Origin of the sequence: Paenibacillus pseudetheri, from assembly GCF_924513355.1 — a bacterium.
GTDB classification, from domain to species: Bacteria; Bacillota; Bacilli; order Paenibacillales; family Paenibacillaceae; genus Paenibacillus_AQ; species Paenibacillus_AQ pseudetheri.
Genome location: NZ_CAKMAB010000017.1, coordinates 91,021 through 117,484 on the forward strand (window position 1 = coordinate 91,021; position 26,464 = coordinate 117,484).

Consider the following 26,464-nt stretch of genomic DNA (forward strand, 5'->3'; position numbering starts at 1 on the left):
GGTTAAGCAATCCTCTATTATTATGAGTCTATTCACTACATCAAGAACGCACTTGGATACTAACGGGGGAGAGATGAAAATGACAAATTTTACAAGAAAGCCTTTAGCAGATTGCGTACCTGAGCTTGTGGCTACGGCAAGAGGAGATAAACCGGCAACACTAGTAATTACAGGTGGAAAGCTGGTTAATGTATGCTCTGGTGAAATTTTAGAAGGAATGTCTGTTGGTATACAAGGTGGACGTATCGCTTATGTTGGTAAAGATGTGGCACATATGATTGGTGAAGGAACGCAGGTTATTGAGGCGAACGGAAAGTATATCGCTCCGGGACTACTCGATGGCCATTGTCATATTGAGAGCACACAGCTGACCGTTACTGAATTCTCCCGTGCTGTTCTGCCGCTGGGTACAACAGGCGGTTTCTTTGATGCTCATGAGATTGCTAATGTATTCGGGCTGAAGGGGATTCAATTGATGCTCGATGAGATGCGGGGAACACCGTTAGCGGCTTACATGCAGGTGGCTTCTTGTGTGCCTGCGGCAGGTGCGGAATTCGAGACAACGGGAGCTTCTATTGGACCTGAAGAAGTGGCAGAAGCCTTTACTTGGGGACCCGATGTGATTGCGCTGGGTGAAGTGATGAACTTTCCTGGCGTTGTTTATGGCGATGAGAAAATGCTAGGGGAAATTCAAGCTACGCTGCGAGCAGGCAGATTTGTAGATGGTCATTTCACATGGCCTTCCAGCGACTGGAGACTGCCTGTGTATGCAGCGGCAGGTGTGACTGGGGATCATGAGTGTGTGACAGCAGACGATGTGATTGAGCGCGTTCGACTGGGGATGTATGCCAAAATGCGCCGTGGTTCCGCTTGGCATGATGTGGCTAAAACAATTACGGCCCATACAGAACACGGCATTGATACACGCCGAATGATGCTGGTAACGGATGATCGTAGTTCAGAATCCTTGCGAGATGAAGGGCATATGAATTTCGTTCTGCGTGATGCTATTGCTCAAGGTGTTAAGCCTATAACGGCCATCCAAATGGCTACTATTAATACTGCTGAACGCTTTGGTTTAGCGCGGGATATCGGATCTATTACTCCGGGTTCTTTTGCAGATATCATCCTTCTAGATGGGAATTTGGCGGATATTAATGTAGTGCTGACGATTGCCGCAGGTGTAGTAGTTGCTGAGAACGGAGTAATGACGGCAGAGCTTGCTAAATTCACCTATCCGGAGGAAGTGTTGGCTTCGGTTCATTTGCCACAGCGTCCTACTTCAGAAGATTTCATCATTACTGCTCCAATTCAAACAGGTGAACTTACAACAAGAGTTATTAAAGTAAGAGAAAATCATGTGGAGACTATTGAGCGTATGGTTTCGATACCTGTAGTGGAGGGGCAACTGGATGTAAATGCTATAGAAGGTTTGTGCAAAATCGCAGTGCTCGAACGTCATAAAGGTACAGGCAATAAATCAGTGGCCGTTGTCGAAGGCATTGGATTTAAAGAGCCGGCTGCCATTGCAATGACGGTTGCTCACGATAGTCATAATGTACTCGTCATCGGTAATGATGATGATTTAATGGCTAAAGCTGCAAATGCGGTGGCGGATGCTCAGGGTGGTGTTTGTATGATCACATCTGGCGGAGAAACGTTATTCCCGCTGGCTATCGCAGGTCTAATGTCCACGGAACCCTTCGAAATTGCTGCAGCAAAATCAGCTGCGATCAGCAAAGCGCTATATGATGCTGGCTGTACTTTGAACTACGCATTTATGACTTTATCGCTGCTTGCATTGGCGGTTATCCCGACGCTACGCATCACAGATAAAGGACTTGTTCGGATCTCGCCTGAAGGAATACAGTTAGTGCCACTGTTTGTTTAAGTAAAGCTAACTGAATAATAATTAGGCAAAAGACTGTTTTGAGGTCGCTTATGACAATTCAGAACAGTTTTTTTGTTTTGAAAATAAGAAAGACTAAGTTTTTTAAACATACATATTAAACAGATGGACAAAGATTGAAACATTTTTTCTGTGGAATTAATGAAAAAATATTAACAAAGCGTAGTCAGTTGACGATAATAATGTTAAATTAGATAAAAATTAAAGTGAATGGATAGAGCTAATTTTACATTATTGGCGTTTAACGAAATCATAGATATCATCAGGTTTCAGGTAACCCAACTAAGAGGGACGAGGTGCATGAGAGATGATCAGACTAGAAACGCAAGATATTCTGAATATTAGCATGAAGCAAATTGCTACTATTTTTAAAATGAAGCCGCTTGAGCTGAGATTTGTCACTGATTTTCAGGGTGAGAAATATCTCTTAACCAATGATAAGTTACACCTCAGCAACCAGCAGTACTGGGCGAAGGTTATGGAATGTGTCTTTGATGATCATGTTAGACCTGTGCTAATGTGTGAGGTGTTATATTTCCTGCGTAACGAATTTCTGGAGAGTGATATCAAGATATGCTTCTCTTATGATTATGCAGAGGATGGGAATGGAGAAGCCACTGCAACCGCTGAAGTATCTTTTAATGATTCAGCTGATTTGCAGCCGAGTGAGATTGCCGAGCTGATCGACTTTGCATTGACCTTACAGGACAAGCAATGGTTCCATGAACTGACTACTAAATATAAGCAGCTTACAGCATAAGAATCTTTTTAATCCTTAGATCTTATGAACTGACATAGCAAACCGTCTTTTCTGCAGCAAAGAATATTTGCGGACAAGACGGTTTTTTTATGTTACCAGCCCATGGCGTTTCGTTCAACATGCTGAGCCAGAAATTGAAGCCAGTCCTCATGATTGTTCAAGCAGGGGATCGCAGTGAAGTCTTCAGCATGTCCTCCTCCAGCCTCAAATTGTTCGCGCCCTTCTATTGCTAGCTCGTGCAGCGTTTCCAGACAATCCGTTACAAGTCCCGGTGAGAAAATCAAAGGTTTATGAATTCCGCGTTCCGCCAGCTTTCCCAAAACATCTGCTGTAGAGGGACCTACCCATTCTTCGCGTCCGAAGCGTGATTGAAAAGTAAGCTGCCAGCGTTCGGGCTCCCAATTCATAGCTGAAGCGAGAAGACGCGCAGTTTCCATACATTGCTCTGGATAGGGATCGCCTGTATCTGCATATCGTTTGGGGATCCCGTGAAAGGTCAGTACGAAAAAATCAGGATTAGAGTTCAGAAGTTCCATTTGCTGCAGTAAATGCGACTTCATGGCTGAAATATAACCGGGTTCATTATAATAAGCATCCATAAATCTAAGAGCAGGAATAAGGCGCTTTGTTACCGGTCCAGTGGAGCTTTGGCGTCCTAGTGCAGCAAAACTCGCTTGATCGAATACAGATGCCGTCGTAGTGGACGAATATTGCGGGAATAGCGGTACAATGATGATGCGTGTGACTCCGTTAGCTTCCAATGTGTTGATCGCTTGTACCATACTTGGTTCGCTATACGCTAAGCCAAGCTCTACTTGATACCGTGAGCCTAGAAGCGCTTGCAAACCAGATCGCTGAGCTAATGAGTGGAAGAGTAAAGGTGATCCTTCTGTAGTCCAGATTTGTCTGTACAGCTCAGCCGACCGGCGTGGACGTAAACGCAGAATAACGCCTCGCAGCAAAGGCTGCCAGAGCAGAGGTGAATAATCTATGATTCGGCGGTCGGATAAAAAACGTTTCAGATAAGGACGTACCGCCTGTGCAGTAGGTGCAGCAGGTGTGCCAATTTGGGCGAGAATAACTCCAATAGGTGGCTGTTTGTTCAAAGCTTTGAACTCCTTTCCCATGTTAGAGATCGTTCTAAAATAACATATCTATTCTTGGATACACAATAATCGAGATCACGTTTTCTACTTTGGGAATAGGAAGTGGGTGTATTGGGTTAGAAAAAATAATGAAAAATCACATTTATGAGCAAATAGTGATGTTTCTTATAGGGTATGTGATTTTAGATACAGAGGAATTGCGGAAAAGTTTGGTAGTATCAAACCAGAAATTGATTGAGAAAGCGCCTTCATTTTTTTCTAATATTATATGTGAATTATTTCACCTTTTATGCGGTTTATTGTAAAAAGGAATGAATAGATTTAAGACGTTATTTTTTTTGGAAAGTGATGGGTCGCGCATAGACATGAGAGGGGGGATGGGTTCTTATGAAGAGAGATGTAATGCTTCATAAGAAGAGAAGGGGCGCCGTGAAAGGTAAGTTTGGTTAAGAAAAGCTATATATCACTGGGGACTTGGTAAAGGAGAATTTTATTGAAAAAACTAATTTCTTTAACGGTTAGCGCGGCAATATTGTTAGCGCCATTTGCTTACACACTTAATGTGCCTGCTTTGAACTTGAAGGTGGATGCAGTATCCGCAGCTTCTGAAGAAGCGGATGCACCAGCAGCCAAACCAACAGCAAAACCAGCAGCAACAGCAAAACCAGTCGCAACACCAAAAGCAACAGCAAAACCAGTAGCAACACCGAAAGCAACGGTAAAACCAGTAGCAACACCAAAGGCAACCGCGGCACCAGCAGCAACGACAAAACCAGCTACTACGCCAAAAGCAACCGCTGCTCCAGCGGCTACTGTAGTTCCAGCAGCGACTGTTAAGCCTGTGCCTACAACATTGCCGGTTACAGTTAAGGAAAATGTATATCAAGATGGGGTTTACGTAGCTTATGGCGATGCTTACTCCAAAGGTACCGAAGGTGCTAAGATCGAAATTAAAGATGGAAAAATTACTAGCATCGATCTCTTGAGAACCAGCCCTAAGCTGATCGATAGAGATGCTCGTAACAATTATAGCGCTTTATGGCAAGCTTATGGATTGATGAAGAATAAATTGATTGGCAAGACAAGAGATGGAGCAGCTGTAGTAGATGCTGTTTCGGGAGCAACACGCTCTAGTAATGGATGGAAATTGTCTGTAGACAGAGCGTTTGAAAGAGCTCTAACAGTGAAAGATACAGATGCAGTTTACTTTGATGGTGTTCATATGGGCATAGATCCTACAGGGAAATATGCAGTATTTGCAACCTACGAATCCAATAAGCTCACAGATGTTAAGGTGTATCCGCTGAACAATGCTGGTGATTTCGTGGATGAGAAGGCCTACACAGCTGAGCAATCCGCAGCAGTTGCAGCTATAACGCCAGCATTGCTGGCTAAAGGAACAGCTGCACAGCCAGTTGCAGGACTAGAAGCAGACTTTAAGGCTGCGACTAATGCTTTCTGGGATGCTGAGCAGAATGCAAAGATTAACAATACTTCTGCTTATGTAGACGGATTCTATTCCTCTTATGGGACTGCAAGAAGTGTTGGTGTTGAAAGAGCTGACATCGTGATCCGCAACGGCAAGCTAGTGGATGTGAAGCTGTTCAGACTTGGGAACAACCTAATTGACAGAGGTGCAACGGCTTATGCAGAAGTTGTAAAAGCTAATGCTCCGATGACAGCTAAGTTGCTTGCTAATGGATCTTACTTCGCTAACTATGATGAGAAAGTAGATGGAATTTCTGGCGCTACAGAAAGCAGTCACGGTTGGAACCAAGCTGTAGAAAGAGCTTTCGAAAAAGCACTGAAAGTTCCTGGTGAAGTTAAATATTTTGACGGAAAATTCGCAGGTGTAGATAACCAATCTAAAGTATTACTGCTTGTTGATGTTGCTTCTGATGCAGTTACAAACATCAAATTAAGCTTGTTCGGTGCTGACGGCAAGCTGATCGCTGATGACAAACTAAGTGCAGAACAAAAATCGCTGGTGGGTACACTTACTTCAGGATTACTTGAAAAAGGTGTGCAAATGTCCGATATCACAGGTCAAGAAGAACTATCTGCAGCTGCCAAAGCTGCACTGACTGATGCTTTGACTAACGCATCCAAAGTTCAAGGAACCTATAAAGACGGAACCTTCATTGCATTTGGTGATGCCTATGATAAAGGAACAAACAGAGCAGACGTTACACTACGTAACGGTAAGATCGTAAATGTTGCTTTGTATCGTGTAGGAATGAATCTTGTTGATAGAGGCAAAGCTGCTTACCCAGAGGTGGTAAAAGCAATTCCGCAATTGACTTCTAGCTTCCTTGCAGCAGGTACTCGAGAAGCTGTGCAAGATGTAGACGCTGTTTCAGGTGCAACTAGTAGTAGTGTAGCTCTCAAAACTGCGGTGGATAGAGCTTACGGGAAAGCTGAAATTGTTGAAGCTAACAAAGCGGCTTACTTCGATGGAATCTTCATTGGTGTAAGTGCGGATAAGCTTGTAAATGTTATGACGTATGTAGAACATGGAGTTCCTGTTAAAATGCTCGTGTACTATTTGGATAAAAACGGAAGTACAAGAACGCTCAACCAGTTGACTGACGCTGAGCTGGCTGTGAAGAGCGAGATTGAGTCGACTTCAACGGGCTATAGCTTACACAAGTATGGATATCGCGCAGCAGCCTTCGGAAATAATGATGCTGAGAAAGAAGTATCTGCTAAAGTGGTAGAAGCTATTAAATCAGCGCTTGAATCCGCTGGTAAATAAGCAATTTTTAATCAATAGTTAATCTATAAAGGGGGTTATTCTAGAGCCATATTATGGCTGTGGAGTAACCTCCTTTATCTACCTGTACATAAAAATGAAAATAGATCGTATAGTGATTTAAAGGGATTTTGGACGTGAGTGTCTAAAGTTTAATATAGAGAGCAGGTACAAAGCCTGTTATTAATAGGAGGCTTCAACATGACACAAATTAAACAGCTCGCTCCACAGGATGAATTTGTTGGCTTTTATCTCTTAAGAGAGCTAGCGATCAAACAAACGAACGGTACTCCTCCAAAGGATTATTTCGACCTAGTCTTGGGGGATTCCAGTGGACAATTGTCCGCGAAATATTGGGATGTCAGCACAACCGATAAAGAAACTTTTTTTCCTATGGCACTGGTGAAGGTTCGCGGGATTGCGCACACTTATCGTGAGAAATTGCAAATCAAAGTTACCAAAATCAGATTGGTGAACGATGAGGATGGCGTTGCGCTAACGGATTTCATTCGCTCCGCTCCTATTCGTCCAGTAGACCTTATTCATACGATTAAAGGGGTTATGGCAAGCATCACAGATCCGGAGATTGCTTCGATTGTCTCCTTTTGTGTAAGCAAAGTGGAAGAGAAATTGATGCATTATCCGGCTGCCAAAACGCATCACCATGCTTATTTTGCCGGACTTGCTTATCATATGGTTCGCATGCTGGAGATCGGGGATTTTCTGTGCAAGCAGCGTCCGTTCCTGAATCCAGATTTAATGAAGGCTGGAATTATTCTGCATGATATCGCGAAGCCGGAAGAGATGGTCTCTCAGCTCGGAATTGTCTCAGAATATAGCGTTCAGGGTAAGTTGATTGGTCATATCTCGATGGCATCTAACTGGATTACGGAAGCTGCCATCCGCTTAGACATTGATTTGAATTCGGAGAAGGTTCTGGCATTACAGCATCTCGTATTATCACACCATAACCTGGGCGAATGGGGCAGTCCTGTTCAGCCGCAAACAGCTGAGGCCGTAGCGCTGCATCATATTGACGCGATGGATGCGAAGCTGCAAATGGTGGAGGATGCTCTGGACACCACACCAGAAACGGAAGAATGGACGCCATTCATTAGAGGACTGGAGAATAAAGCAGTTTATCGGTTGAAGATCTAGCGTGTTGTTTAGATCTTGGTTTGTGATCTAGATGAACCGATTGGACAATCGCTGATCGCTGATAGAATAAACGGAATTCCTCCCTGTAATTAGCTCGTAAAGGATCTATTTGAAGACATTATACGGAATTCCTCCCTGTAATTCATATGGAATGCATCAATTACACCTAAACCATAAGAAATATAGGGGTAAATTCCCTATAACTCTGTCGTATAGAGCTTAAATGAAGAATTACAGGGGGAATTTCCCTATAGTGCAACACTCGAGGCTAGATTTCTTCGCAGTGAATGAATATCCTGGTAAGCTACTGTATTCCTGTATTCATTACAGAGATGTCTTGCTCCAATTGACCTTTGCAGAAGAGAAAATAACTCCTCCCTGTAAAACCAAACACCCAACCAGCTGTAATGAGCCGGTTGGGTGTTTTTGCTGAATAATGATCTAGTTATTATATATAGAGGTTGTTCGTTCTTTGATTGTTCACAGGTTTCTTAGCAGGTTTACTCTTACGAGCAGAAAAAGGAGTGTATCCACCAGCAAATATAGTTCCGCTAGTATATCCTTGGCTGCTAGAGAGCAAAAGCGGATCACGGTGTGATTCTTGCTCCATAAGCCTTAATAGTACCGAGGCTGCTGCGCGCGCGTCATCGAGAGCGTCATGGTGCTTCAGCTCAATACCGAAATGCTCTGAGACTACGTTAAGCTTATGAGAAGGAAGATGGGGCAGCATTTTTTTGCCTAATAAATATGTACATAAGTATTGAAAGCTAGGATAGTTTAAAGACATTCCATCGAGGCAATACCGCAGTACACTCATATCAAAAGCGGCATTATGCGCTACAATGATTCGTCCGTGCAGTAAAGGTTCAACGGTGGGCCATAATTCGTGGAAAGTAGGCTGTCCGATTACCATGGAGGGGGTGATGCCATGTATCGAAATGTTCATGCCGTCAAACCGCTGCTTGGGATCGATCAGCCAAGAATGTTCTGCAGTGATTACGCCATCTTTAACTTCCACAAGTCCCAAAGCACAGGCGCTGGATCGACTGGAATTCGCCGTTTCAAAGTCAATTGCTATAAAGTCCATTCGTAAAGCTCCTCATCTATCATATATACATTTATATTAAAGTAGTAAAATGATAAATACAATCTAGTACCAGTTTCAAATAGTAGTTGAGTAAAAATATGAATTCCCGCCATAACCATCTACCCGAGTAGAAATGTTGTGGCTTTTTCAAGTTTTGTTATCTTGCTATCCTATTCAAGAATCCGTACACTGCAAAATAGATGTTGTATATTATTGTTAAGCTCAGATACGGGAGGAAATACTTTGGGAGCTGTAATCACTAAATTTTTTGAATATGGGCAAGCAGAAATCGATTACCTCGGAAGTATGGACCCAGTGCTAGGTGCGGCGATGGCGCGAATGGGGAAGGTGGAACGTATAATTATTCCGGATCTTTTCACTGCGCTTATCTATGCTATAGTGGGTCAGCTAATATCAGTCAAAGCAGTTCGAACCATCTGGACAAGAATGCAGGCTAGATTCGGAGAAATAACTCCACAGCAGCTGGCTATACACACAGCGGATGAGATTCAGGGTTGCGGTATGACGATGAAAAAAGCGGTTTGCATTCATGACATTTCCAATCTGGTCGCGCAGGATGATTTTAAGCTGGAGGAATTATATGGATTGTCCGATCAAGAGGTTATTCAAAGACTCATGAAGTTAAAAGGCATCGGTAAGTGGACAGCAGAGATGATGCTAATCAATTGTATGGAGCGCCCAGATGTAGTTAGTTGGGGAGATATCGCCATTCGTCGCGGCATGATGAAGCTGTATGGGCTTGATACGCTTAACAAAGAGCAATTCGAACAATACCGTCTCAGGTACTCACCACTCGGTTCGGTAGCTTCCATATATTTATGGGAGATTTCATTTCAATAATTAATACGTAGGGAGCACTATAGTGGACAAAACAATAAAGGAACAGCTAGTGGAGTTGGCAGATGCGGACTACCAGAAGTTTTCTGCGGCTTTACTTCCGACGATCGATAATGTGATAGGAGTCAGACTACCGGAGCTGCGTAAACTCGCCAAAACCATTGCAAAGGGTGACTGGAGAGCCTATTTGGAACACGCCGACTCTGATTATTTTGAAGAAGTAATGCTGCAAGGTATGGTACTTGGTTATGTGAAGACAGATCCTGAAGAAATTCTGCATTATATTGCGGACTTTATTCCTAAAATCGATAACTGGTCGGTATGTGATAGCTTTTGCACAGGGTTGAAGTTTACCTTGAAGAATAAAAAGCAGATGTGGGAATTTATAGTGCCATATCTGTTATCTGACAAAGAATATGAGATTCGATTTGCGGTAGTAATGATGCTTAATTTCTTTATTGAAGAAGCGTACATCAACCGAATTCTACAACTACTCGATAAGGTCAGACATGAGGGGTATTATGTGAAAATGGCGGTTTCTTGGGCTCTATCGATGTGTTATGTGAAGCTGCCTGCGGTTACGATAGATTATTTGAGAACTAACACTTTAGATGATTTCACCTATAACAAGGCTTTGCAGAAAATCACAGAATCTTACCGTGTAGATCCGGAATCGAAAAAAATGATTCGCGGGATGAAGAGGAATAGAAAAAACATGTCCCTTATATAGCTCAGTAGCTGAGATATAAGGGACCTGTTATTATATTTATTTTTTGTCGGTATTGATTTTCCGATTGCGGATACGTTCAATTTCATCATCAACAGCACTACGAAGGTTGGGATCAATGGAAGAGCCTGCGCTTGAGTTGGATTTATACTTGGAGTTTTCGGCCAAAGCTTCCCACTCGAAAATCTTCTCTTCCATTCGTTCGAAGCCACGTGAAGCGGTACCCACATTCGGTCCTTTTACACTGTTGCTATGAGGAGCCGAGCTTAGTGTTTCTGTAGCTTGCTGAGCACGAGCGATAAGTTCAGTTCTTTTCGCTTTAAGATGCTCGCGCTCTTCTTTAGCTCTAGCGATATTGATCTCCAGTTCTGCGAGGGATTGCTGAGTTTGTGCCTGACTATTGATACTCTCATTCAGCTGTTCTGTATACCGCAGCTTGGCCATGAGTGCAAGGCGTGCTCTTTCTTCATTTCCTTGCTCAACTGCCTGAACGGCTTCAGCTTCGCTTTGCTCTATCAGCTGAGTATATTCTTGCTTGCGGCGTTCCAATACACTCGCTGTAACTTTTAAATCACGCTCATTGCGTTCTGCCGTAGCTATTTCGTTCTCAAGATCGCGTAGATACTGACCCGTCAGTAGCACTGGGTTTTCTAATTTGTTCAGACCTTCGTGTAGTGCAGCTTTAGTAAGGGTGGAAATTCTTTTGAATAAACTCATGTTATATCTCTCCTTAGTATGTTTGATTGGTATGAAAGGACGATCTGTTAATAGAAATCATGTCCATCCGAAAAGCTGCCAAAAGGTTCTTTAGGGACGATGATGCTGGCGATAAAGTAAAAGATAAGTACGGTACCGAAGCTGAAAAGTGCTGCAGCAACCGTTACGAGACGGAGAATTGTGGCATCGATGCCTGACCAACTGGCAAGACCTCCGCATACACCACTAATCTTTTGGTCACTTCTGGAACGATATAATTTTTTCATTTATTATTGTCATCCTCTCTTATGGGGGTGATTGTGTTTAAATCTTGCAACCCGCTTGCTTATGTACTCATTGTATAACCTTTCTGAATGCGGCAAAACGGCCTGAAGGCGGTTTTATATACCAGACCTGAGTCGAGGTTCGTTCCCGCAGGAAGGCGGGGGAAATAAGTTCATGATTGTGGATGAACTATAAATCGCGGTTGAAGTTAGGTACAATAAAGAGAGGAATACTTGTGGTGGTGTCGAAATATGCTTATATATGACTACTACGGAATAGGGGGCTGAATATGAGCTTTTTTAACAAGGTAAAGGCAGGCGTGAGTGAGGCTGGGAATAAAGCAAAGACAGTGGTGGAGATCAATCGTTTGAAATTACAGAACAACAGCAAGCAGAATGACATTGACCAGCAGTATCAGGTAATGGGTAAACTGTTGTTTGAAGCTGTAACACAAGGAGCAGGACCACTGCCGAGTGAGCAGATCGAGAAGAATATTTCCCGTATTCTTGAACTGAAATCGGAGATCGAGGTCAATCTGCAGCAAATTGCGGGGTTGTCCGATGTGAAGCAGTGTAAAGCATGCGGTGGCAATGTGGCAATCGAGGCTCGCTTTTGTCCGAGTTGCGGATCAACTTTTGAAGTGGCTCAAGAGCCAATTCGTGATGTAACACCATCGTCGATTACATTGGATAAGAAGGAATAAATCTGCAAGCATACAAGAGATTGTTGAACAAAAGGACAGCTTAGTTGGATGCGAATGAAAAACGTGTACTTCACAAGTTTCTAAATTTCAGCTAAATAGATAAGGCGAATTCTCATTCTATTCCGAGTGAGAGTTCGCCTTTTTTTTTGTATTTCCTCTTGCTCTGGGTATTCACAAAGGGGCATTACAAATAGGAAATGAAGTGATCATTGACCGCCAAAAACGCTTGGTATTTCTTATATAGCTTGATCTTAAAAATAACATTAGAGGAGAGTAGCGAAGGGGGAATTTGAAACTGTAGGAGCGATAGCGATCGCCTTTGTCTCCGGATTTCATCCGCTCACAGCGGCCGGAATCCAAATATTCTCCGTAGTTACAACTGGCTCCTTAGATGTATAGTTTTCGGAGGGAGGTCGTTTAAACTTTGGCAGCATGACGTTTCTTTAAATAATACACAATTAGCAACATAAGCGGCAGAACAAATGCACAGGTGAAATCCCAATCTACCCAGTAGGTGGGGATTTCCTTTACATAAAAAATAATGTCTTTGGCAATCAGTTGTGACATACCAAATAACAAAAATCCAGCGGGTAGGATCAGAGGACGGTGGCTTTTGAGTTTAAATAATTGGGCTGTACCTAATGTTAAGGCAAAGTAATAAATGGCTGTTTTGAAGTACGTGCTGATAATCCATGTTGTAGCCATAAGCGCTTCAATACGTTGTAGAGAATTAGCGATATTAATTTTTTGAGCAAGAATATATGCCGCATAAAATTGATGTTCAGAAGCGTAAACACCAAGAACGGTAAGGGAGAAAAATAAGATGAGGTTAAGTCCCAGAGCCCCGATGATCAAGGCTATGAAAATATCCCGGCTTGTTTTGCTATTCTTCTGAGCATAAGGATATACCATAAGAAACACGCACAATTCACCAAAAGGATAAAAAACGCCATACATCAAAGTATGGAGCATGTCCGGTACGGGTGTGTTCATGATGGGGTATAAACGTTCCATTCTGACATCGGGTGTTAGCAGAAGCAGCAGACCGATCAAAAAAACTGCAAATAAAGGGAAAAAAAGCTGAGCTGCCCGTCCCAATGTTTCCAGACCCAGTCGTACGCCATATACCACTAGGAAAATGGCCATGAAACGGATAACTCCACCGGGTGTTTTCTCGTAAATCTGTGTACACATGAAATCTTCAATTTCTCTTATGTAAGTGGCGGCGGCAATCAGGAAGAACACTAGATAGAACAAGGCTACAGCAGTTCCGGCCCATTTTCCTAAAATCTGTAGGCTAAGCTCGATAATATTCTTGTTTGGTTCAATGTCTGCTAAGCAGAGCAACAGTTTTATCGTCGCTAGGCCTAAGGGAATACTAATCAAAGCAGCAATCCATGCATCTTGTTTCGCTCCTGCTACCATTAACGCTGGATATACAAGTGCCATATCCCCAATAAATGTGAATAGCCCAAGTATAATCATTTGATTGGTACTAATTTGATTTTTCTCCAAACTCATATACCCCCTCAAATTTATTGGACTAGTTCTAGTATGGTTGTAGTTACCAGAATTATGCCATTCTGAATTTTAATCAGAAAGGAATAATTATCAAAATTAACATCAAACTATACTTATGAATCTAGGTGAAGTGGAGGCTACATCATGAAGAGTTCAGAGACGGGTGCACTATCAAACCGATTGAAAACCAATATTGATCAGTTGAACGGATTGCTGGGCGGAAGTTCTGATGTAGTGATAAAAGAGTTGCAGATAGAAGAAAATACTCATATTTCTTTGATTTACATAGATGGTCTTGTAGATACTCAGGTGCTGCATAATTCAATTTTGTATTCTTTGCAGGAACATATTCCTTATGATCAGCTGGGAAAGCTTGAGCCCGAGCAGAAGATTGAGATCATTAAGAAACAGATATTAATAGCCGGTGATCTAACCGTCATCGTTGATTACAGCCAATTTGTACACGAATTGTTGTCCGGTAGTGTAATGCTGCTGCTCGATGGGACATCCACCACTCTCCGGATCGGTTTACCTGGCTGGGAAGATCGCAATGTAGGGGAGCCCAGTTCCCAATCGGTTGTACGTGGTCCGATGGAAGGATTCACTGAGAATTTGCGGACGAATACGGCACTGGTTCGACGGAAAATCAAAGATAGCCATTTATGGCTGGAAACCGTTCAGATCGGAAGGGTGACTCAAACTAGCGTATCCATTATGTATCTAAACAACATCGCGAATAAGGATTTGGTGGAAGAAGTTAAACGCCGTCTGAATAAAATTGATACGGACAGTATTCTCGAAAGTGGGTATATTGAAGAATTTATTCAAGAGACAGTATTTACACCTTTTCCTACCGTTTACAACAGTGACCGTCCGGATACGATTGCAGCCGGTATTTTGGAGGGGAAAGTGGCCATTCTTGTTGATGGAACACCTTTTGTACTGTTGGTACCCACATTTTTTGTGGCATTTTTTCAGTCTGCTGAGGATTATTACCAAAGGGCCGATATTGGAACATTGCTGAGATTAGTTCGTTTTATTTCGTTTTTTATTACTTTGCTTGCACCTTCATTGTATGTTGCGATTACTACTTATCATCAGGAGATGATACCGACCAATCTTGTAATCAGTTTAGCTGCCCAGCGGGAGAGTGTTCCTTTTCCTGCTTTTGTCGAGGCGCTGATCATGGAAATGACGTATGAGATTTTGCGGGAGGCCGGGGTACGGATACCTAAAAATATTGGACAGGCGATTTCCATTGTCGGAACGTTGGTGATTGGGCAAGCAGCGGTTGCAGCGGGTTTTATTTCATCTGCAATGGTCATTATTGTATCGCTTACAGCCATTTCTAGTTTTGTTATTCCCGAGACAGGAATGTCTATAGCTGCGCGGATGATCCGGTTTGTACTTATAGCTTTGGCTGGATTTATCGGATTATATGGAATTCTATTCGGTATTTTTATCGTCGTACTGCATTTGTCGAGTTTGCATTCTTTCGGAATGCCTTACATGAGTCCGCTCGGACCTTATAATTCAAAAGACTTAAAAGACTCTATTTTTCGCTTTCCGTGGCCTTTTTTAAAGACAAGACCTGCTGAGAACAAGACACAGAACCTGTTTCGTCAAAGCACATCCAGTGATGAGGAATCAACAAAATGAATAAAAAAATAATTAGAGGCGTTCTCCGATTGATGATAGCTCTCCAATTTACGTTAGTGCTAAGTGGCTGTTGGGAAAGAAAGGAGCTGAATGAGGTAGCCTTTGTCCTGGGGATAGGGATCGACAAGGCGGAGACTGGTTATACAGTTTCGATGCAGGTCGTTATTCCATCTGCGATCTCCTCACAATCGACTGGAGGAGGGGGAGGCACTGGAGTTCCAGTGGTTGTTTATAAATTTACGGTACCTACGTTTTATGATGCACAACGTAAGTTGAATCTGGATAGTTCCAGGACGAGTTATCTTGGTCATATCCGGGTGTTGGTTATTGGGGAGGAACTTGCCCGCTCCGGAGTGGGCGAGATACTGGACGTATTTAAAAGAAGTCGGGAACCGCGTATGGATTTCTACGTTATGGTTGCCAGAGATGCAACCGCCAGCGATGTCTTGAATGTCCTTACACCTATGGATAAATTACCAGCGAACAAATTATTTAGTTCCCTAGATAATTCTTATAAAGATTCAGCAAAAACAGTCGCTGTCACGCTGGATGATTTTATTGAAAATTTATTGTCTGAAGGTGAACATCCTGTACTAACCGGAGTGAAAATTATGGGAGATCCCAAAGAGGGAGAGGATAAAAGCAATGTAGAGCGAACAATGCCTAAGGCAAGATTGGAATACCATACTGTCGCTGTGTTCAGAAAAGACAAACTGATCGGTTGGCTAAACGAGGGTGAAACGATTGGTTACAATTATATCAACGATAAGGTAACCTCACATTCTGGCCCGATAGCAGGGAAAGACGGAAAGCCCATTGTTATTGAATCGATTAAATCTTCAACCAAACGCAAAGTGAAAATTATTGATGGGGAGCCTCATATTTACCTTAATGTTAAGGCGCTTTGCAATATTGAAGAAGTGCAAAGTACTGAGAATTTGGAATCGGAAAGCACCATAAAACGTTTGGAAAAGGAGACAGAGAAACGGATTATAGAGCGGATGCAAAACACTGTGGAGCAAGTAACTAATCGCTTCAATATTGATATTATGGGATTTGGACAATCGATCTACCATGCCAGTCCTAAAGCTTGGGCAAAGCTACAGCAAAAAAAAGGCGACGATTACCTTAAATCATTGCCCATCCATTATAGTGCCTCAGTAGTTATTAACCGCGTAGGTCTAACAGATAATTCTTTTCTTGAAAAAATCAAGGAGTGAGTCAAATGGTGTTATTGTTTTTTTTGGTGCTTGCTGTAGGTTGTATGGCACTTGATTTGCCTAAATTAATGCGAAAGCGCCGAGTACGTGATCTTAGCGTATATTTTATATTTTGGATTTTGGGACTTGGCGCGACCGTATGCGCGTTGTTAAAATTGAACATCCCCAGTCCGCTGTTTCTGATTATTCTTATCTATAAGCCAATAAATAATTTATTTGGAGTATGGTTTCATTAACAATGACGGATTTACAAATTATCAAACCCCTTAGAATAAGCATTGGATCAAACTTCTGGTTTATCTGATGAAATTCTAAGGGGTGTTTTTTTTATGACGATCAAAACCAAATTCTCAATTGTTGTAAAAGTAGATTAAAATATTCATTGCTATATACAATTAAATACAATAAAGTTGTCATATAGAGGATAATTTTGTCGATTTTTCTGCAAAAATGTTCCAATCGACATTGTATCAGGTGACATTAGGGTCTATGAGGTTCAAATCCTCTTCCTGAAAAAGACATATGAAAGTGGTGCGCATAATGAGTAGCAACAGATTTGAAAACAAAGTAGTTATTATTACGGGTGCTGGTACCGGAATCGGAAAAGCTACAGCATTGAGAGTAGCAAGAGAGGGTGGTACTGTAGTAGTTGCCAATCGATCAAATGCTGGCGCTAACACAGTCGAAGAAATCAAAGCTTTAGGTGGAGAAGCTATGTTTGTGCGGTCAGATGTTTCAGTTGAAGCAGACTGCAAAAATATCGTAGATCAAACATTAGCCGCCTATGGAAAAATTGATTGCCTTTATAATAACTCAGCAATTACAGGAGATAATGCGGATGTTACAGAATATGATCCGATATTGTTTCAAAAGGTGATTCAGACAAATCTTAATGGCCAATTCTACATGTTGCATTATGCATTACCTCATATGAAATCTGGATCGTCCGTACTAAACTGTTCTTCATTGCATGGTATTTTTATTGGGATGGCAAATGATGCAGCCTATTCAGCAAGTAAACATGCTATTGTGGGGATGACTAAATCGGTTGCCAAAGAAGTGGGTCACCGTAATATTAGAGTAAATGCCCTTTGCCCAGGACCTATCCCTACACCAACTATGAACAGATATGAAAAGCTGTTGTCTGATGATGTAGAGATGCTTCAATCTCTTATCGCTTCTGGAACGGCTCTGGGTAGATATGGTACGCCTGAGGAAGTAGCTGCGTTTGCATGCTTCCTACTAAGTGATGAGGCTTCGTTTATTACAGGTACAGCACATGTGATTGACGGGGGCTATTCCGCAACAAAGTAATTTTGGATGAATTAAATATAATTTACTCATATTATTAAATATATATATATTTAGTGCGAAAGTCTTTGGTGCATTTTTCGATTTGAGAATCCTTTATGGATGAATGGACATGAATCGGAAGGCGCACACAGGGGTTTTTTGTGTCTAAAGATCGATTAATATGTTGGAATATGTAGAAATTTGTATTTTAATATAAACAAAAAAAGAAATTTGTCGATAATAATATAGGTAATATGTATTAGGTTAGATATATTAGAAAGGGTGTTGTAATTAAGCGAAGCATGAAGTTGTGTTAAAAATATTTATTAAAATTTCTTTTAAAACTTGGAGGAAAAATAATTATGTCATACACTATTAAGTACAACCAAAATGAGAACCATATCGATGTAGTATCTATTGATTTTTCAGCTGAAGATGTTCCAGGATACCTGAAAGATTTCGAAAATATCATGAAGCTTGTTAAACCTAAATTTACAGGAACAACTGATGTAACTGAATCTAAAAGTGTACTTTCTCCTGAGGTTGCAGCTATGCTAGCCCCTACAGGTGCGATGGCGAGTGAAGCTGGTCAAGCAGGATGGGCTTATGTAACTAAAAATCCAATTTGGAAGATGCAATTGAAACGTATTTTTGGCAGAGATTTTGCAGATGCTTACGATACCTATGAAGAAGCTAGAACAGTACTGAAAAAATTGCAATAATCTAATAAATAGAGTTAGCAAAAAGTGCGGAGAATTTTCTCCGCACTTTTTTGCTTTATCTATATTTAAAATTGAAAGTCTTCATCCTTCAGCGGCTCCACGTTAAGCGCCCGGACGTATCCGTTACCTTTTTTCGAGAAGAAATCATGCTGCTTGGTGTGGGTACTGATGCCATTCTGAACAATCGGGTTGATCTCTTCCTCGCCGAATAGCGGATCGTGGCCCAGATTCATCATGGCTTTGTTAGCATTGTATCTAAGGAATGTCTTGACCTCGTCCACCAGTCCGATGGGAGCGTAGATCTGCTCGGTATAACGTTCTTCATTCTCATGGAGCAGTCTAAGGAGGTCTATCAGCTTCTGGTGCAGCTCACGCTGCTCGTCATCTGGTAGCCCGTCAAAGATCTCCTGCGCCAGTACACCGACATATACGCCATGGATGCTCTCATCCCGTAGAATAAGGTCGATGATCTCACCGCTACAGGTCATTTTGCCTTGGCCAGCTAGATAAAGCGGGTAGAAGAAGCCACTGTAGAACAAGTAGCTCTCGAGCAGCACTGAGGCTGCCATGGCGAGGTACAGGTCTTTGGGTGAGTCTATTTTTTTGTAATATTGCGATATGGTCTCTGCCTTGAACTGCAGGTATGGATTCTCTTCTACCCAGCGGAATACACTGTCAATTTCCTCCGTGGAGGACAAAGTGGTGAAAATGCTGCTGTACGATTTGGCGTGAATCTGTTCCATCATACCCATAAAGCCAAGCACAGCCTTGCGCTGAAGGCCTTCGACATGCTCCATAATCTGCGGCATACCTACTCCGCCTTGAATCGTATCCAGCAGCGTGAGTCCGCCGAGCACCTTCATATAGGAGTCCTTTTCTTGCTCACTAAGTGTGAGCCAGGACATTTTATCATCGGATAATGGAATTTCATCGTCCGTCCAGAATTGCATAATGTTCTGATTCCAGAACATCAATGAGAAATCGTCGTCGGGACGGTTCCAGTTAACGGCTTGGATAGCGGTCATAATATGGCAATCTCCTTTTCTGCGGCTATAGCCTTCCAGTTAGATCGAGCAGGTGAGGCATTCCTCAACGGACAGCTTTTTGGTCCGGGTGTAATACAGCGACTTCAGACCTTTATGCGCCGCGTACAGATAGGAGCGGGCCAGTTCTCTGGTTGAGACATCACTGTTCACATGCAGAACGGTCGAGATGCCCTGGTCGATATGGGGCTGAATTTCCGCGATCAAATCGATCACCTTGAACTGATCCATTTGGTAAGCCGATTTATAGAAAAATACATTGTCTGGACGCAGGTACGGCATCGGATAGTAAGTCGTCGAATTAGCATAAGTCCGTGTCTCAATCTGCTCTACAATAGGCATAACGCTTGAAGTAGCATTTTGAATATAGGAAATGCTGGCTGTTGGCGCAATTGCCAAACGGTAAGCATGGTACAGGCCATTTGCTTTTACTGCATCCCGAAGTTGTCCCCAGTCCGTAGGGGAAGGGATGAAAATATCTCCAAACAGCTCTTGTACCCTTGGCGTTACAGGGCGGAAATTCGTAGTCAGGTAACGCTCGAAATAAGCTCCTGTAGCATAATCAGAAGCCTCAAATCCATGGAAAGACCGGCCGGTTGCAGCAGCGATCTCCATGCTTTTTTCCAGTGAATGGTAGTTCATGGTCATAAAGAAGGTCCGGGCAAAATCGCGAGCCTGTTCGCTCTCATAAGCGATCTTGTTCTTGGCTAGATAGCCATGCAGATTCATGACGCCGAGACCGACGGAGTGCATCTCTTTGTTAGCTTTGGCTACGCCTGGGGCATTGGAGATGCTGGTCATATCGCTGACTGCAGTCAGGGCAATCATGCCTTCATGTACTGATTCACGGATTTTGCCATGCTCCATCACGTTGACAATGTTCAAGGAAGCCAGATTGCAGCTTACATCACGGCGGATGGTATCTTCCTGTCCGTAGTCAGCAATTTCTGAGGTCTCCTGTAGCTGGAAGATTTCCGTGCAGAGGTTGGACATTTTGATCTGTCCGACATTTTTCAGGGCATGGGCCGCGTTGGCATTGCTCTTGTTCATAATATATGGATAGCCAGATTCCAGCTGGATCATGGCGATTTTGGTCAGCATATCCCGTGCGCTCATGGCCTTTCTCTTTTTGACACGTGGATCGGCTAGCAGCTTATCGTACATTTCATCCAAATCCATGTCATCAAGATGCGTGCCGTAAGCCTTGTACACACTGTAAGGGGCAAATACATGAAGCGGTTCATTGTCCTTCGCCAGCTTATAGAAGCGATTCGGAATGATCAGGCCGATGGACAGGGTTTTGAGTCTCGTTTTTTCGTCGGCGTTGATCTTCTTACTGTCGAGAAATTCAAGAACATCCCATCCAAAAATGTTGTAGTAGGCGGCCCCAGAGCCTTTACGTTGACCCATCTGGTCAGCATAGGAGAAGCCGTCTTCCATCAGCTTGAGCACAGGTATAATGCCCTTAGCCGCATCCTCGACACCTTTGATTGTCTCTCCGCGGGAACGGAGCTTGGACAGGTTGACAGCCACGCCACCGCCGATCTTCGATAGCTGCATGCAGGTATTGAGCACATAGTTGATCGAATTAAGCGAGTCGTCCATTTCGATAAGGAAGCAGGAGACAAGCTCCCCGCGACGGCTCTTGCCGGCATTCAAGAAGGTAGGAGTCGCTGGCTGCAGGCGCTGCTCCATCATCGAACGAGCAAGCATGCCGGCAGTAGCGGCGTTGCTGCGTCCTAGGTGAAGGGCAACTGCCGCCACACGGTCCGGATAATGCTCCAGATATTGCTTGCGGTCATTGCTTTTTACAGCGTAATCCGTATAGAACTTCGAAGCTGCCATATAGGATGGAAAGCTGAAGTTGTAAGAATGGGTAATTTGGTAAACTTCTTCAATTTCAGCCAAGCTGTACTGTTCGTAAAAATTTTCGTAGAAATCCTGTTCAATCATATAATCAACCTTGGCTTTTGTATTCTCAAAAACCAAGCTCCGCCGTTCTACATCCCGCATAAATTCGGCTACTGCCTCAAGGTCTTTATCCAATTGAAAGAAACCACTTTCGTCTCTTTTCATCAACATGTTGTTTAGTTCAATATGCCGCAACTCGGCTCACCTCCTGTTTAATTCGTTCCACATCACCAAATGTGCCCGATAGCTCAAATTTACCGATAACGGGTACATTGTACCGATCTGCTATCAAGTCTGCACTATGCGCGAACAGCTCGCCCCAGTTCTTGTTGCCGCTGGCGGCGATGCCTTTCAAATTGGAATAATTGTTCTTCAAGAAAGTAGACACCTTCTCTGGAATCTGTCCAAAGCCGGTGGTATATGTAATAAGCACATAGGGCTCGTCAATGGTCATATGCTCTTCAATCTGCACAGCTGGCAGCTTAAGCTTACCAATGAAGCGTTTGACGTTTCCGGTTTTTGAATCGTATGCGACTAGCATGGAGTCTCTCCCCCTGTATATATTACTGTCAAGATTGAATAGATAAGCTATAAATACTGGAAAACCATATGCATACTATATTTAGTGTGCGTTGTTTATTTTAATCACTATATGTTGAAAAGTCAACATGAAAAGTGCTTCTTAACTAGTTGAAAACTGGTCTAGTAAACGCTCTATTAAAGTGTTGATATCCCGGAAATACGTAGGCTGGAGCGGTTTGCTAAGGCAACTGTACTGTTTTTCATGCTGGATCTTGCTGCATCTTTTTTATCACGACAAACTAGGGTCGCTCCGTTGAGCAGAACTGGGAGCAGATGGATGAGATCATTAATGAAGCTAAAGCGGTGAGACTAATAATGGGGTTGTACAATTTCCCCCGTACATGCACTTCTAGGCATCTACCCACATACAATAAGATGACCATGAACCCGTAAGGCTAACAGATCGGTTTCATTGTACAAGTGCGGGAGGTGTCGCCAAGTTGCCTGGATTCTTAAGTACGATCGCGTTGCTAATCAAAGAACTGACGTTGCTGGTATCCTACGTAAGGAACAACGCATTTCCACAGCCGCTCTCGGAGCAGGAGGAAAGCAAATACTTAGGCATGATGGCTGAAGGGGATGCTAAAGCCCGGAATTTGCTTATCGAGCACAATTTGAGACTTGTCGCCCATATAGTAAAAAAATTCGATAACACCGGAGAAGACATGGAGGATTTAATCTCCATCGGAACGATCGGCCTGATCAAAGCCATTGAGAGCTATCGCCCGAACAAAGGGACAAAGCTGGCCACATTTGCTGCCCGTTGTATTGAAAACGAAATCCTGATGCACCTAAGATCCTTGAAGAAGACTCGTAAAGATGTATCTCTGCACGATCCGATTGGGACAGACAAGGAAGGTAATGAGATTACACTCATCGATATCCTTGGCTCCGAGGCAGATGATGTCATTAAAGAAGTCGATCTTAAGATCGAGAAGAGTAAGATATATCGCAACCTTGATATTCTGGATGACCGGGAAAAGGAAGTTGTCGTTGGTCGGTTTGGATTAGACACGGGTGGTGAGGAACGAACGCAGCGGGAGATTGCCAAGGAGCTTGGTATCAGTCGCAGCTATGTGTCACGGATTGAGAAGCGAGCACTCATGAAGCTGTATCATGAGTTTTATAAGGCGAAGCGGTAGGATCTTAGATAATAACTAAAGATTTACTATAGAGTGTTTTAAAAGCGACTTACCAACAGGGAAGTTGCTTTTTTGTTAAGGCAAGTTGTTGGGCTAAATGAACATAAAAAAAGCACATTTAGAAAATTAACTTTTTAACTGCTGAGGGGTGTTATTATGACATACAAAGAAATTTATGATCTCCATATTCAATTGTTACATGTATATGAGAACAATGAAAAGCACCAAGGTCCATATCAGAAGCAAATAATTTACTTTAAGAGACAGTTTTTTATAGCTGAAGATATAGTTCAACGAATTTTTTTTAAATCAGTTAATAAAAATTCATGAAAAAAGTAGAGAAATAAAGATAAAGTGGTGTTCAGAAGAATACTTTAAATGAAGTTTTTAAAATTCTACTAATTGAATTATTATGGAAATGAACTTCAAGGAGATTTTTATGACGATAAAAAATCAGATTATAGACTTATTGAAAAATCTGGTGGAGAATTTTATCCATCTCTGATGGTGTAATGTTAAGCTAAGGCGAACGGTAGCATAGTTGACTACATCCTAGGAGTGATACCACTAGACCAATGAGAAAAGGAGCGGAGTGTTAATTACATGATCAATCTGAAAAGCAGACATGTGATGGATAGTACATCCAATGGAGGCGTTGGAAACGTCTATGAGGACTCTTTTAGAATGATTTATTGGGGATGAGTTCGGTTATGTACTGAACTCATCCCCTTTGCTTATGTCTTAAATTAATTAATAACCACAGTATTTACACCAATCCCAGTACTATTTCCGAATAAATCTGTTGAAAATCTACTATGTCCACATCGGGGAAGAAATCATCGAGGTTACGGGTGAGCATCCGTTTTGGTTGGATGGTAAGGGATGGACGTTCGTTAAAGACCTGAAAGTTGGCGACTTGCTTGTTTCGAGTGATGGTTCTAAACTGGCAATAGATAAGATTGAAAAAGAGCCATGCGAAGCAACGGTTTACAACTTTGAGGTTGAAGACTTTAATTCATACTTTGTATCCAACCTCGGTATCTGGGTGCATAACTGTGAAATTCTTAAAGCTAACAACATGTCAGAGTTTTTCAAACTTAATTTTGGTTCTTCATTAAAAAATTCCTCACAAAAAACAAGTAGTATTGTTAAAGGTGCTACGGTTTATACGGTTACTGGAAAAACAGGTAATGGTTATTTGAAGAAAGGTGACCAATATTATTTAGATACCTTACACTATGACCACATTGAGGTATTTGATAGTCGTAACAAGGTAAAAGCAGTATTAAATTTGGATGGTTCATTTAATGCCAAAAAGACGGAAGCGGCATTAAAAGAAGGTCGAAAAATTCCTTAAAGTGGAGGGAATATATGCAAGAAGAATTATTGAGGACATTTAACATTCTTTCTCGTTTGAACGATTCTTGCAGAGAAAAAGTTATCTCTCAGGAAGAACTAGATGAACAAGATTCAAATCTTGATGATTTTCGAAAAATGGTAATAGAACTTAGGGATATCTTATCCAAACTTGAGAACAGTAACACGCAGTCAGTAGATGAAACTGTCGAAATACTGCTACAACTGCACTTGAAATTCTCAGACTATATTTGGCATACTGACCAAATCCATGAGTTATTAAAAAAAATGGCAGGTAACTATCGAGATTCATATTAGTCTTTATCTGAGATCTTGGGGGAGTATCCTTAAGGTCTTTCTTTTTACCCCACCCAGTGCCGAATTAACCCATCATTCAACCAATAACATACTTAACCCTTGTGCGGCTAGCAAAAGACAAACCTCTTTCATCCCAACCGCCGAAGACTTTAAACAACTTGAGCATGTGAATGAAAAATTGAAGAAGCTATTAGCGGAACAAGCCCTGGAAAGAGAAATTCTCAAAGGCCTTCAAAAAAACTAAACCTACGGATAAAATAGTGATTGCTCATAAATATATTGATGGGGGGCATTGCATTACCTTCTTGCTTCGTTTGATGGAAGTCGAACGATCAACTTACATGTCCATGCGAATAAGGCTGAAGGGAACCCAGTAAAGCGAGTAGATCGTCCAGCATCAAGTTATTCTTATACCACCACTGGAAACCCCGTGAGTGACGAAGAAATCCGTAAATAATTAATGGGGATTTTGGCGGGTGAAGGGGCTTCTTATGGCTACCGCAAACTGACTGTACTCTTGAAAAACGCCACCAGCTTGTGATTAACAAGAAGAAAGTATTTCGACTGTGTAAGCGCATGAATGTCTTGCATCCGCGCGGTGAACTAAAACTTTAGCATCCCCGAAGACTTGCGAATAACCACGTCCTTAACGCCTCCTATCAGTTGTGGGAAATAGCTGGTGAAAGGCGATGCTTTTTCATAATGTGCATCTTAGATGTATTTGATCGAGCCATTATTTCGTATCATCTAGGGTTAAGCTGCGAAGCTAAACATCTCGTTCAGATCACTTAAGAAGCCCTAATGAAACGTCAGATATTTAACGAATTTACGGAAAAGAAGCCTTTCATACGCTCAGAATTGACCCACAATTCATCAATCACCAATTATAATCAGCAACGCATTCATGGAGTATCTATGACCTGTCGCCCTTTGAATATATCAATGAGTTGAAGAAAAATCTGGTGATACCGAAAGAAATCAAGGTTTGAATACAGAATTCAAGGAAACTAGAGTGATTTTGAGCAATTAAAAGTACTCTTCTGATTAAGAGGTGTTGTCTAATATAAGGGTACCGGATTGAAATGACTTATTATTTGAAAGTTCATTTATAAATGTGAAAATCTTAATTTAAGTACTAATGAGGAGCGAAGAAACATGTTCATTAATGATAGAAAGAAATTATGTTTTATGTATTCATGCATTTTTATTTTATTATTTTCGAATATTTCATTTGTTAATGGGGAGTCTGAAAAAAATGATTATTCTTATGATATTTCAGGTAGACTTCACCAAATATCTATAGATGATGAGAAGAATATATTTTTTTCATATGATGAAAATGGAAATACACTCTTTAGTGAGAATTTAAAATCTCTAAACTTTACTTATGGATATACCCTTAAAGATACTAAGCCTACAGAGACTGGACTAACTCACCTAGGATATCAAGGGACTGCGTGGGTGGATGATGAGAATCGAGGTACAGGATTTGATATGGGGAGAACAGCTGCCGTGAATCGAATTGAGTTACGGGATACGGACGCCTCTACGCACATCCCAAAAGAACTATTCGATTTATGTGAGTTCCGATAATAAAAGTTATTCAAAAGTGAGCCATTGGGAGTTAGAGAGTAACAATGTGGGTAATCGCATAAT

24 protein-coding genes are annotated in these 26,464 nt (G+C 42.0%); 16 read left to right on the plus strand and 8 right to left on the minus strand.

Annotated elements, in window-relative coordinates; translation table 11 throughout:
• Nucleotides 1–79 precede the first annotated feature (79 nt).
• Both L1028_RS16885 and L1028_RS16890 read left to right on the plus strand, forming a co-directional pair.
• Nucleotides 80–1,891, plus strand: coding sequence for an adenine deaminase (locus L1028_RS16885; protein WP_423803054.1), 1,812 nt, complete (start codon nucleotides 80–82; stop codon nucleotides 1,889–1,891).
• Nucleotides 1,892–2,216: 325 nt separating this feature from the next.
• The gene (locus tag L1028_RS16890; RefSeq protein ID WP_042185792.1) at nucleotides 2,217–2,669 is read left to right on the plus strand and encodes an IDEAL domain-containing protein; all 453 of its coding nucleotides are present in this window, start codon (nucleotides 2,217–2,219) and stop codon (nucleotides 2,667–2,669) included.
• 92 nt (nucleotides 2,670–2,761) lie between these two features.
• On the opposite strand, the gene hemH is transcribed toward L1028_RS16890, so the two are convergent.
• On the minus strand, nucleotides 2,762–3,775 hold the full coding sequence (gene hemH, locus L1028_RS16895; RefSeq protein ID WP_234535721.1) for a ferrochelatase: 1,014 nt from the start codon (nucleotides 3,773–3,775) through the stop codon (nucleotides 2,762–2,764).
• Between the two features lie 493 nt (nucleotides 3,776–4,268).
• Between hemH and L1028_RS16900 the strand changes: the two genes are divergently transcribed.
• Together L1028_RS16900 and L1028_RS16905 are read left to right on the plus strand one after the other, a co-directional pair.
• Nucleotides 4,269–6,530 carry an FMN-binding protein gene (locus tag L1028_RS16900; RefSeq protein WP_234535723.1) on the plus strand — a complete coding sequence of 754 codons (2,262 nt, stop codon included), beginning with the start codon at nucleotides 4,269–4,271 and terminating at the stop codon, nucleotides 6,528–6,530.
• Nucleotides 6,531–6,728: 198 nt separating this feature from the next.
• The gene (locus L1028_RS16905; protein ID WP_234535725.1) at nucleotides 6,729–7,685 is read left to right on the plus strand and encodes a 3'-5' exoribonuclease YhaM family protein; all 957 of its coding nucleotides are present in this window, start codon (nucleotides 6,729–6,731) and stop codon (nucleotides 7,683–7,685) included.
• Between the two features lie 448 nt (nucleotides 7,686–8,133).
• On the opposite strand, the gene L1028_RS16910 is transcribed toward L1028_RS16905, so the two are convergent.
• Nucleotides 8,134–8,772: a 3'-5' exonuclease gene (locus L1028_RS16910; protein WP_234535728.1), complete on the minus strand. Its 639-nt coding sequence runs from the start codon at nucleotides 8,770–8,772 to the stop codon at nucleotides 8,134–8,136.
• A 243-nt stretch (nucleotides 8,773–9,015) separates the two neighbouring features.
• Between L1028_RS16910 and L1028_RS16915 the strand changes: the two genes are divergently transcribed.
• Together L1028_RS16915 and L1028_RS16920 are read left to right on the plus strand one after the other, a co-directional pair.
• Nucleotides 9,016–9,633: a DNA-3-methyladenine glycosylase family protein gene (locus tag L1028_RS16915; RefSeq protein WP_234535730.1), complete on the plus strand. Its 618-nt coding sequence runs from the start codon at nucleotides 9,016–9,018 to the stop codon at nucleotides 9,631–9,633.
• A gap of 22 nt (nucleotides 9,634–9,655) precedes the next feature.
• Nucleotides 9,656–10,360, plus strand: a complete 705-nt coding sequence (locus L1028_RS16920; RefSeq protein WP_234535731.1) for a DNA alkylation repair protein — start codon at nucleotides 9,656–9,658, stop codon at nucleotides 10,358–10,360.
• A 36-nt stretch (nucleotides 10,361–10,396) separates the two neighbouring features.
• Here L1028_RS16920 and L1028_RS16925 read toward each other — a convergent pair whose 3' ends face one another.
• Together L1028_RS16925 and L1028_RS16930 are read right to left on the minus strand one after the other, a co-directional pair.
• Nucleotides 10,397–11,074, minus strand: a complete 678-nt coding sequence (locus L1028_RS16925; protein WP_234535733.1) for a PspA/IM30 family protein — start codon at nucleotides 11,072–11,074, stop codon at nucleotides 10,397–10,399.
• 47 nt (nucleotides 11,075–11,121) lie between these two features.
• Nucleotides 11,122–11,340: a PspC domain-containing protein gene (locus tag L1028_RS16930; protein WP_042185808.1), complete on the minus strand. Its 219-nt coding sequence runs from the start codon at nucleotides 11,338–11,340 to the stop codon at nucleotides 11,122–11,124.
• A gap of 287 nt (nucleotides 11,341–11,627) precedes the next feature.
• Here L1028_RS16930 and L1028_RS16935 point away from each other — a divergent pair, with 287 nt between their 5' ends.
• Nucleotides 11,628–12,041, plus strand: coding sequence for a zinc ribbon domain-containing protein (locus tag L1028_RS16935; protein ID WP_076286297.1), 414 nt, complete (start codon nucleotides 11,628–11,630; stop codon nucleotides 12,039–12,041).
• Between the two features lie 417 nt (nucleotides 12,042–12,458).
• On the opposite strand, the gene L1028_RS16940 is transcribed toward L1028_RS16935, so the two are convergent.
• Nucleotides 12,459–13,562, minus strand: a complete 1,104-nt coding sequence (locus L1028_RS16940; RefSeq protein ID WP_234535735.1) for a GerAB/ArcD/ProY family transporter — start codon at nucleotides 13,560–13,562, stop codon at nucleotides 12,459–12,461.
• Between the two features lie 144 nt (nucleotides 13,563–13,706).
• Here L1028_RS16940 and L1028_RS16945 point away from each other — a divergent pair, with 144 nt between their 5' ends.
• From L1028_RS16945 to L1028_RS16965, 5 genes are all read left to right on the plus strand, one after another.
• Nucleotides 13,707–15,221, plus strand: a complete 1,515-nt coding sequence (locus L1028_RS16945; RefSeq protein ID WP_234535736.1) for a spore germination protein — start codon at nucleotides 13,707–13,709, stop codon at nucleotides 15,219–15,221.
• On the plus strand, nucleotides 15,218–16,441 hold the full coding sequence (locus L1028_RS16950) for a Ger(x)C family spore germination protein (protein WP_234535738.1): 1,224 nt from the start codon (nucleotides 15,218–15,220) through the stop codon (nucleotides 16,439–16,441). Before L1028_RS16945 ends, L1028_RS16950 begins: the two co-directional genes overlap by 4 nt.
• Before the next feature lie 5 nt (nucleotides 16,442–16,446).
• Nucleotides 16,447–16,677 (plus strand): hypothetical protein, encoded by a 231-nt coding sequence (locus tag L1028_RS16955; RefSeq protein WP_234535740.1) that lies wholly within the window; start codon nucleotides 16,447–16,449, stop codon nucleotides 16,675–16,677.
• A 304-nt stretch (nucleotides 16,678–16,981) separates the two neighbouring features.
• Nucleotides 16,982–17,755, plus strand: coding sequence for an SDR family NAD(P)-dependent oxidoreductase (locus L1028_RS16960; protein ID WP_234535742.1), 774 nt, complete (start codon nucleotides 16,982–16,984; stop codon nucleotides 17,753–17,755).
• 341 nt (nucleotides 17,756–18,096) lie between these two features.
• On the plus strand, nucleotides 18,097–18,456 hold the full coding sequence (locus L1028_RS16965; protein ID WP_234535744.1) for a hypothetical protein: 360 nt from the start codon (nucleotides 18,097–18,099) through the stop codon (nucleotides 18,454–18,456).
• A 65-nt stretch (nucleotides 18,457–18,521) separates the two neighbouring features.
• Here L1028_RS16965 and nrdF read toward each other — a convergent pair whose 3' ends face one another.
• From nrdF to nrdI, 3 genes are read right to left on the minus strand one after another with little or no spacing between them, the layout of a single operon-like run.
• Nucleotides 18,522–19,481, minus strand: a complete 960-nt coding sequence (nrdF, locus tag L1028_RS16970; RefSeq protein ID WP_234535745.1) for a class 1b ribonucleoside-diphosphate reductase subunit beta — start codon at nucleotides 19,479–19,481, stop codon at nucleotides 18,522–18,524.
• Between the two features lie 39 nt (nucleotides 19,482–19,520).
• Nucleotides 19,521–21,605: a class 1b ribonucleoside-diphosphate reductase subunit alpha gene (gene nrdE / locus L1028_RS16975; protein WP_234535747.1), complete on the minus strand. Its 2,085-nt coding sequence runs from the start codon at nucleotides 21,603–21,605 to the stop codon at nucleotides 19,521–19,523.
• Entirely contained in the window at nucleotides 21,592–21,951 is a 360-nt protein-coding gene (nrdI, locus tag L1028_RS16980) for a class Ib ribonucleoside-diphosphate reductase assembly flavoprotein NrdI (protein ID WP_042185827.1), read from the minus strand. The genes nrdE and nrdI overlap by 14 nt, the downstream gene beginning before the upstream one ends.
• A gap of 481 nt (nucleotides 21,952–22,432) precedes the next feature.
• On the opposite strand from nrdI, the gene sigK reads away from it, so the two are divergent.
• The 4 genes from sigK (at nucleotide 22,433) to L1028_RS17000 (ending at nucleotide 26,401) form a co-directional block, all read left to right on the plus strand.
• On the plus strand, nucleotides 22,433–23,134 hold the full coding sequence (gene sigK, locus L1028_RS16985; RefSeq protein ID WP_042125228.1) for an RNA polymerase sporulation sigma factor SigK: 702 nt from the start codon (nucleotides 22,433–22,435) through the stop codon (nucleotides 23,132–23,134).
• A gap of 868 nt (nucleotides 23,135–24,002) precedes the next feature.
• Entirely contained in the window at nucleotides 24,003–24,491 is a 489-nt protein-coding gene (locus tag L1028_RS16990; RefSeq protein WP_234535749.1) for a polymorphic toxin-type HINT domain-containing protein, read from the plus strand.
• A 14-nt stretch (nucleotides 24,492–24,505) separates the two neighbouring features.
• Complete coding sequence (locus tag L1028_RS16995; RefSeq protein WP_234535752.1) at nucleotides 24,506–24,808, plus strand: hypothetical protein; 303 nt, start codon at nucleotides 24,506–24,508, stop codon at nucleotides 24,806–24,808.
• Between the two features lie 1,155 nt (nucleotides 24,809–25,963).
• Nucleotides 25,964–26,401, plus strand: a complete 438-nt coding sequence (locus L1028_RS17000; protein WP_234535754.1) for a hypothetical protein — start codon at nucleotides 25,964–25,966, stop codon at nucleotides 26,399–26,401.
• Nucleotides 26,402–26,464: the final 63 nt, after the last annotated feature.

Excerpts from the sequence above, each read along its gene's own strand:
- L1028_RS16910 (WP_234535728.1), bottom strand. The coding sequence starts at position 8,772 with ATGGACTTTATAGCAATTGACTTTGAAACGGCGAATTCCAGTCGATCC.
- L1028_RS16930 (WP_042185808.1), bottom strand. The coding sequence starts at position 11,340 with ATGAAAAAATTATATCGTTCCAGAAGTGACCAAAAGATTAGTGGTGTA.
- L1028_RS16960 (WP_234535742.1), top strand. The coding sequence starts at position 16,982 with ATGAGTAGCAACAGATTTGAAAACAAAGTAGTTATTATTACGGGTGCT.
- L1028_RS16905 (WP_234535725.1), top strand. The coding sequence starts at position 6,729 with ATGACACAAATTAAACAGCTCGCTCCACAGGATGAATTTGTTGGCTTT.
- nrdI (WP_042185827.1), bottom strand. The coding sequence starts at position 21,951 with ATGCTAGTCGCATACGATTCAAAAACCGGAAACGTCAAACGCTTCATT.
- L1028_RS16945 (WP_234535736.1), top strand. The coding sequence starts at position 13,707 with ATGAAGAGTTCAGAGACGGGTGCACTATCAAACCGATTGAAAACCAAT.
- L1028_RS17000 (WP_234535754.1), top strand. The coding sequence starts at position 25,964 with ATGTTCATTAATGATAGAAAGAAATTATGTTTTATGTATTCATGCATT.
- L1028_RS16890 (WP_042185792.1), top strand. The coding sequence starts at position 2,217 with ATGATCAGACTAGAAACGCAAGATATTCTGAATATTAGCATGAAGCAA.
- L1028_RS16925 (WP_234535733.1), bottom strand. The coding sequence starts at position 11,074 with ATGAGTTTATTCAAAAGAATTTCCACCCTTACTAAAGCTGCACTACAC.
- L1028_RS16935 (WP_076286297.1), top strand. The coding sequence starts at position 11,628 with ATGAGCTTTTTTAACAAGGTAAAGGCAGGCGTGAGTGAGGCTGGGAAT.
- nrdF (WP_234535745.1), bottom strand. The coding sequence starts at position 19,481 with ATGACCGCTATCCAAGCCGTTAACTGGAACCGTCCCGACGACGATTTC.
- L1028_RS16965 (WP_234535744.1), top strand. The coding sequence starts at position 18,097 with ATGTCATACACTATTAAGTACAACCAAAATGAGAACCATATCGATGTA.
- L1028_RS16955 (WP_234535740.1), top strand. The coding sequence starts at position 16,447 with ATGGTGTTATTGTTTTTTTTGGTGCTTGCTGTAGGTTGTATGGCACTT.
- L1028_RS16950 (WP_234535738.1), top strand. The coding sequence starts at position 15,218 with ATGAATAAAAAAATAATTAGAGGCGTTCTCCGATTGATGATAGCTCTC.
- L1028_RS16885 (WP_423803054.1), top strand. The coding sequence starts at position 80 with ATGACAAATTTTACAAGAAAGCCTTTAGCAGATTGCGTACCTGAGCTT.
- L1028_RS16995 (WP_234535752.1), top strand. The coding sequence starts at position 24,506 with ATGCAAGAAGAATTATTGAGGACATTTAACATTCTTTCTCGTTTGAAC.
- L1028_RS16940 (WP_234535735.1), bottom strand. The coding sequence starts at position 13,562 with ATGAGTTTGGAGAAAAATCAAATTAGTACCAATCAAATGATTATACTT.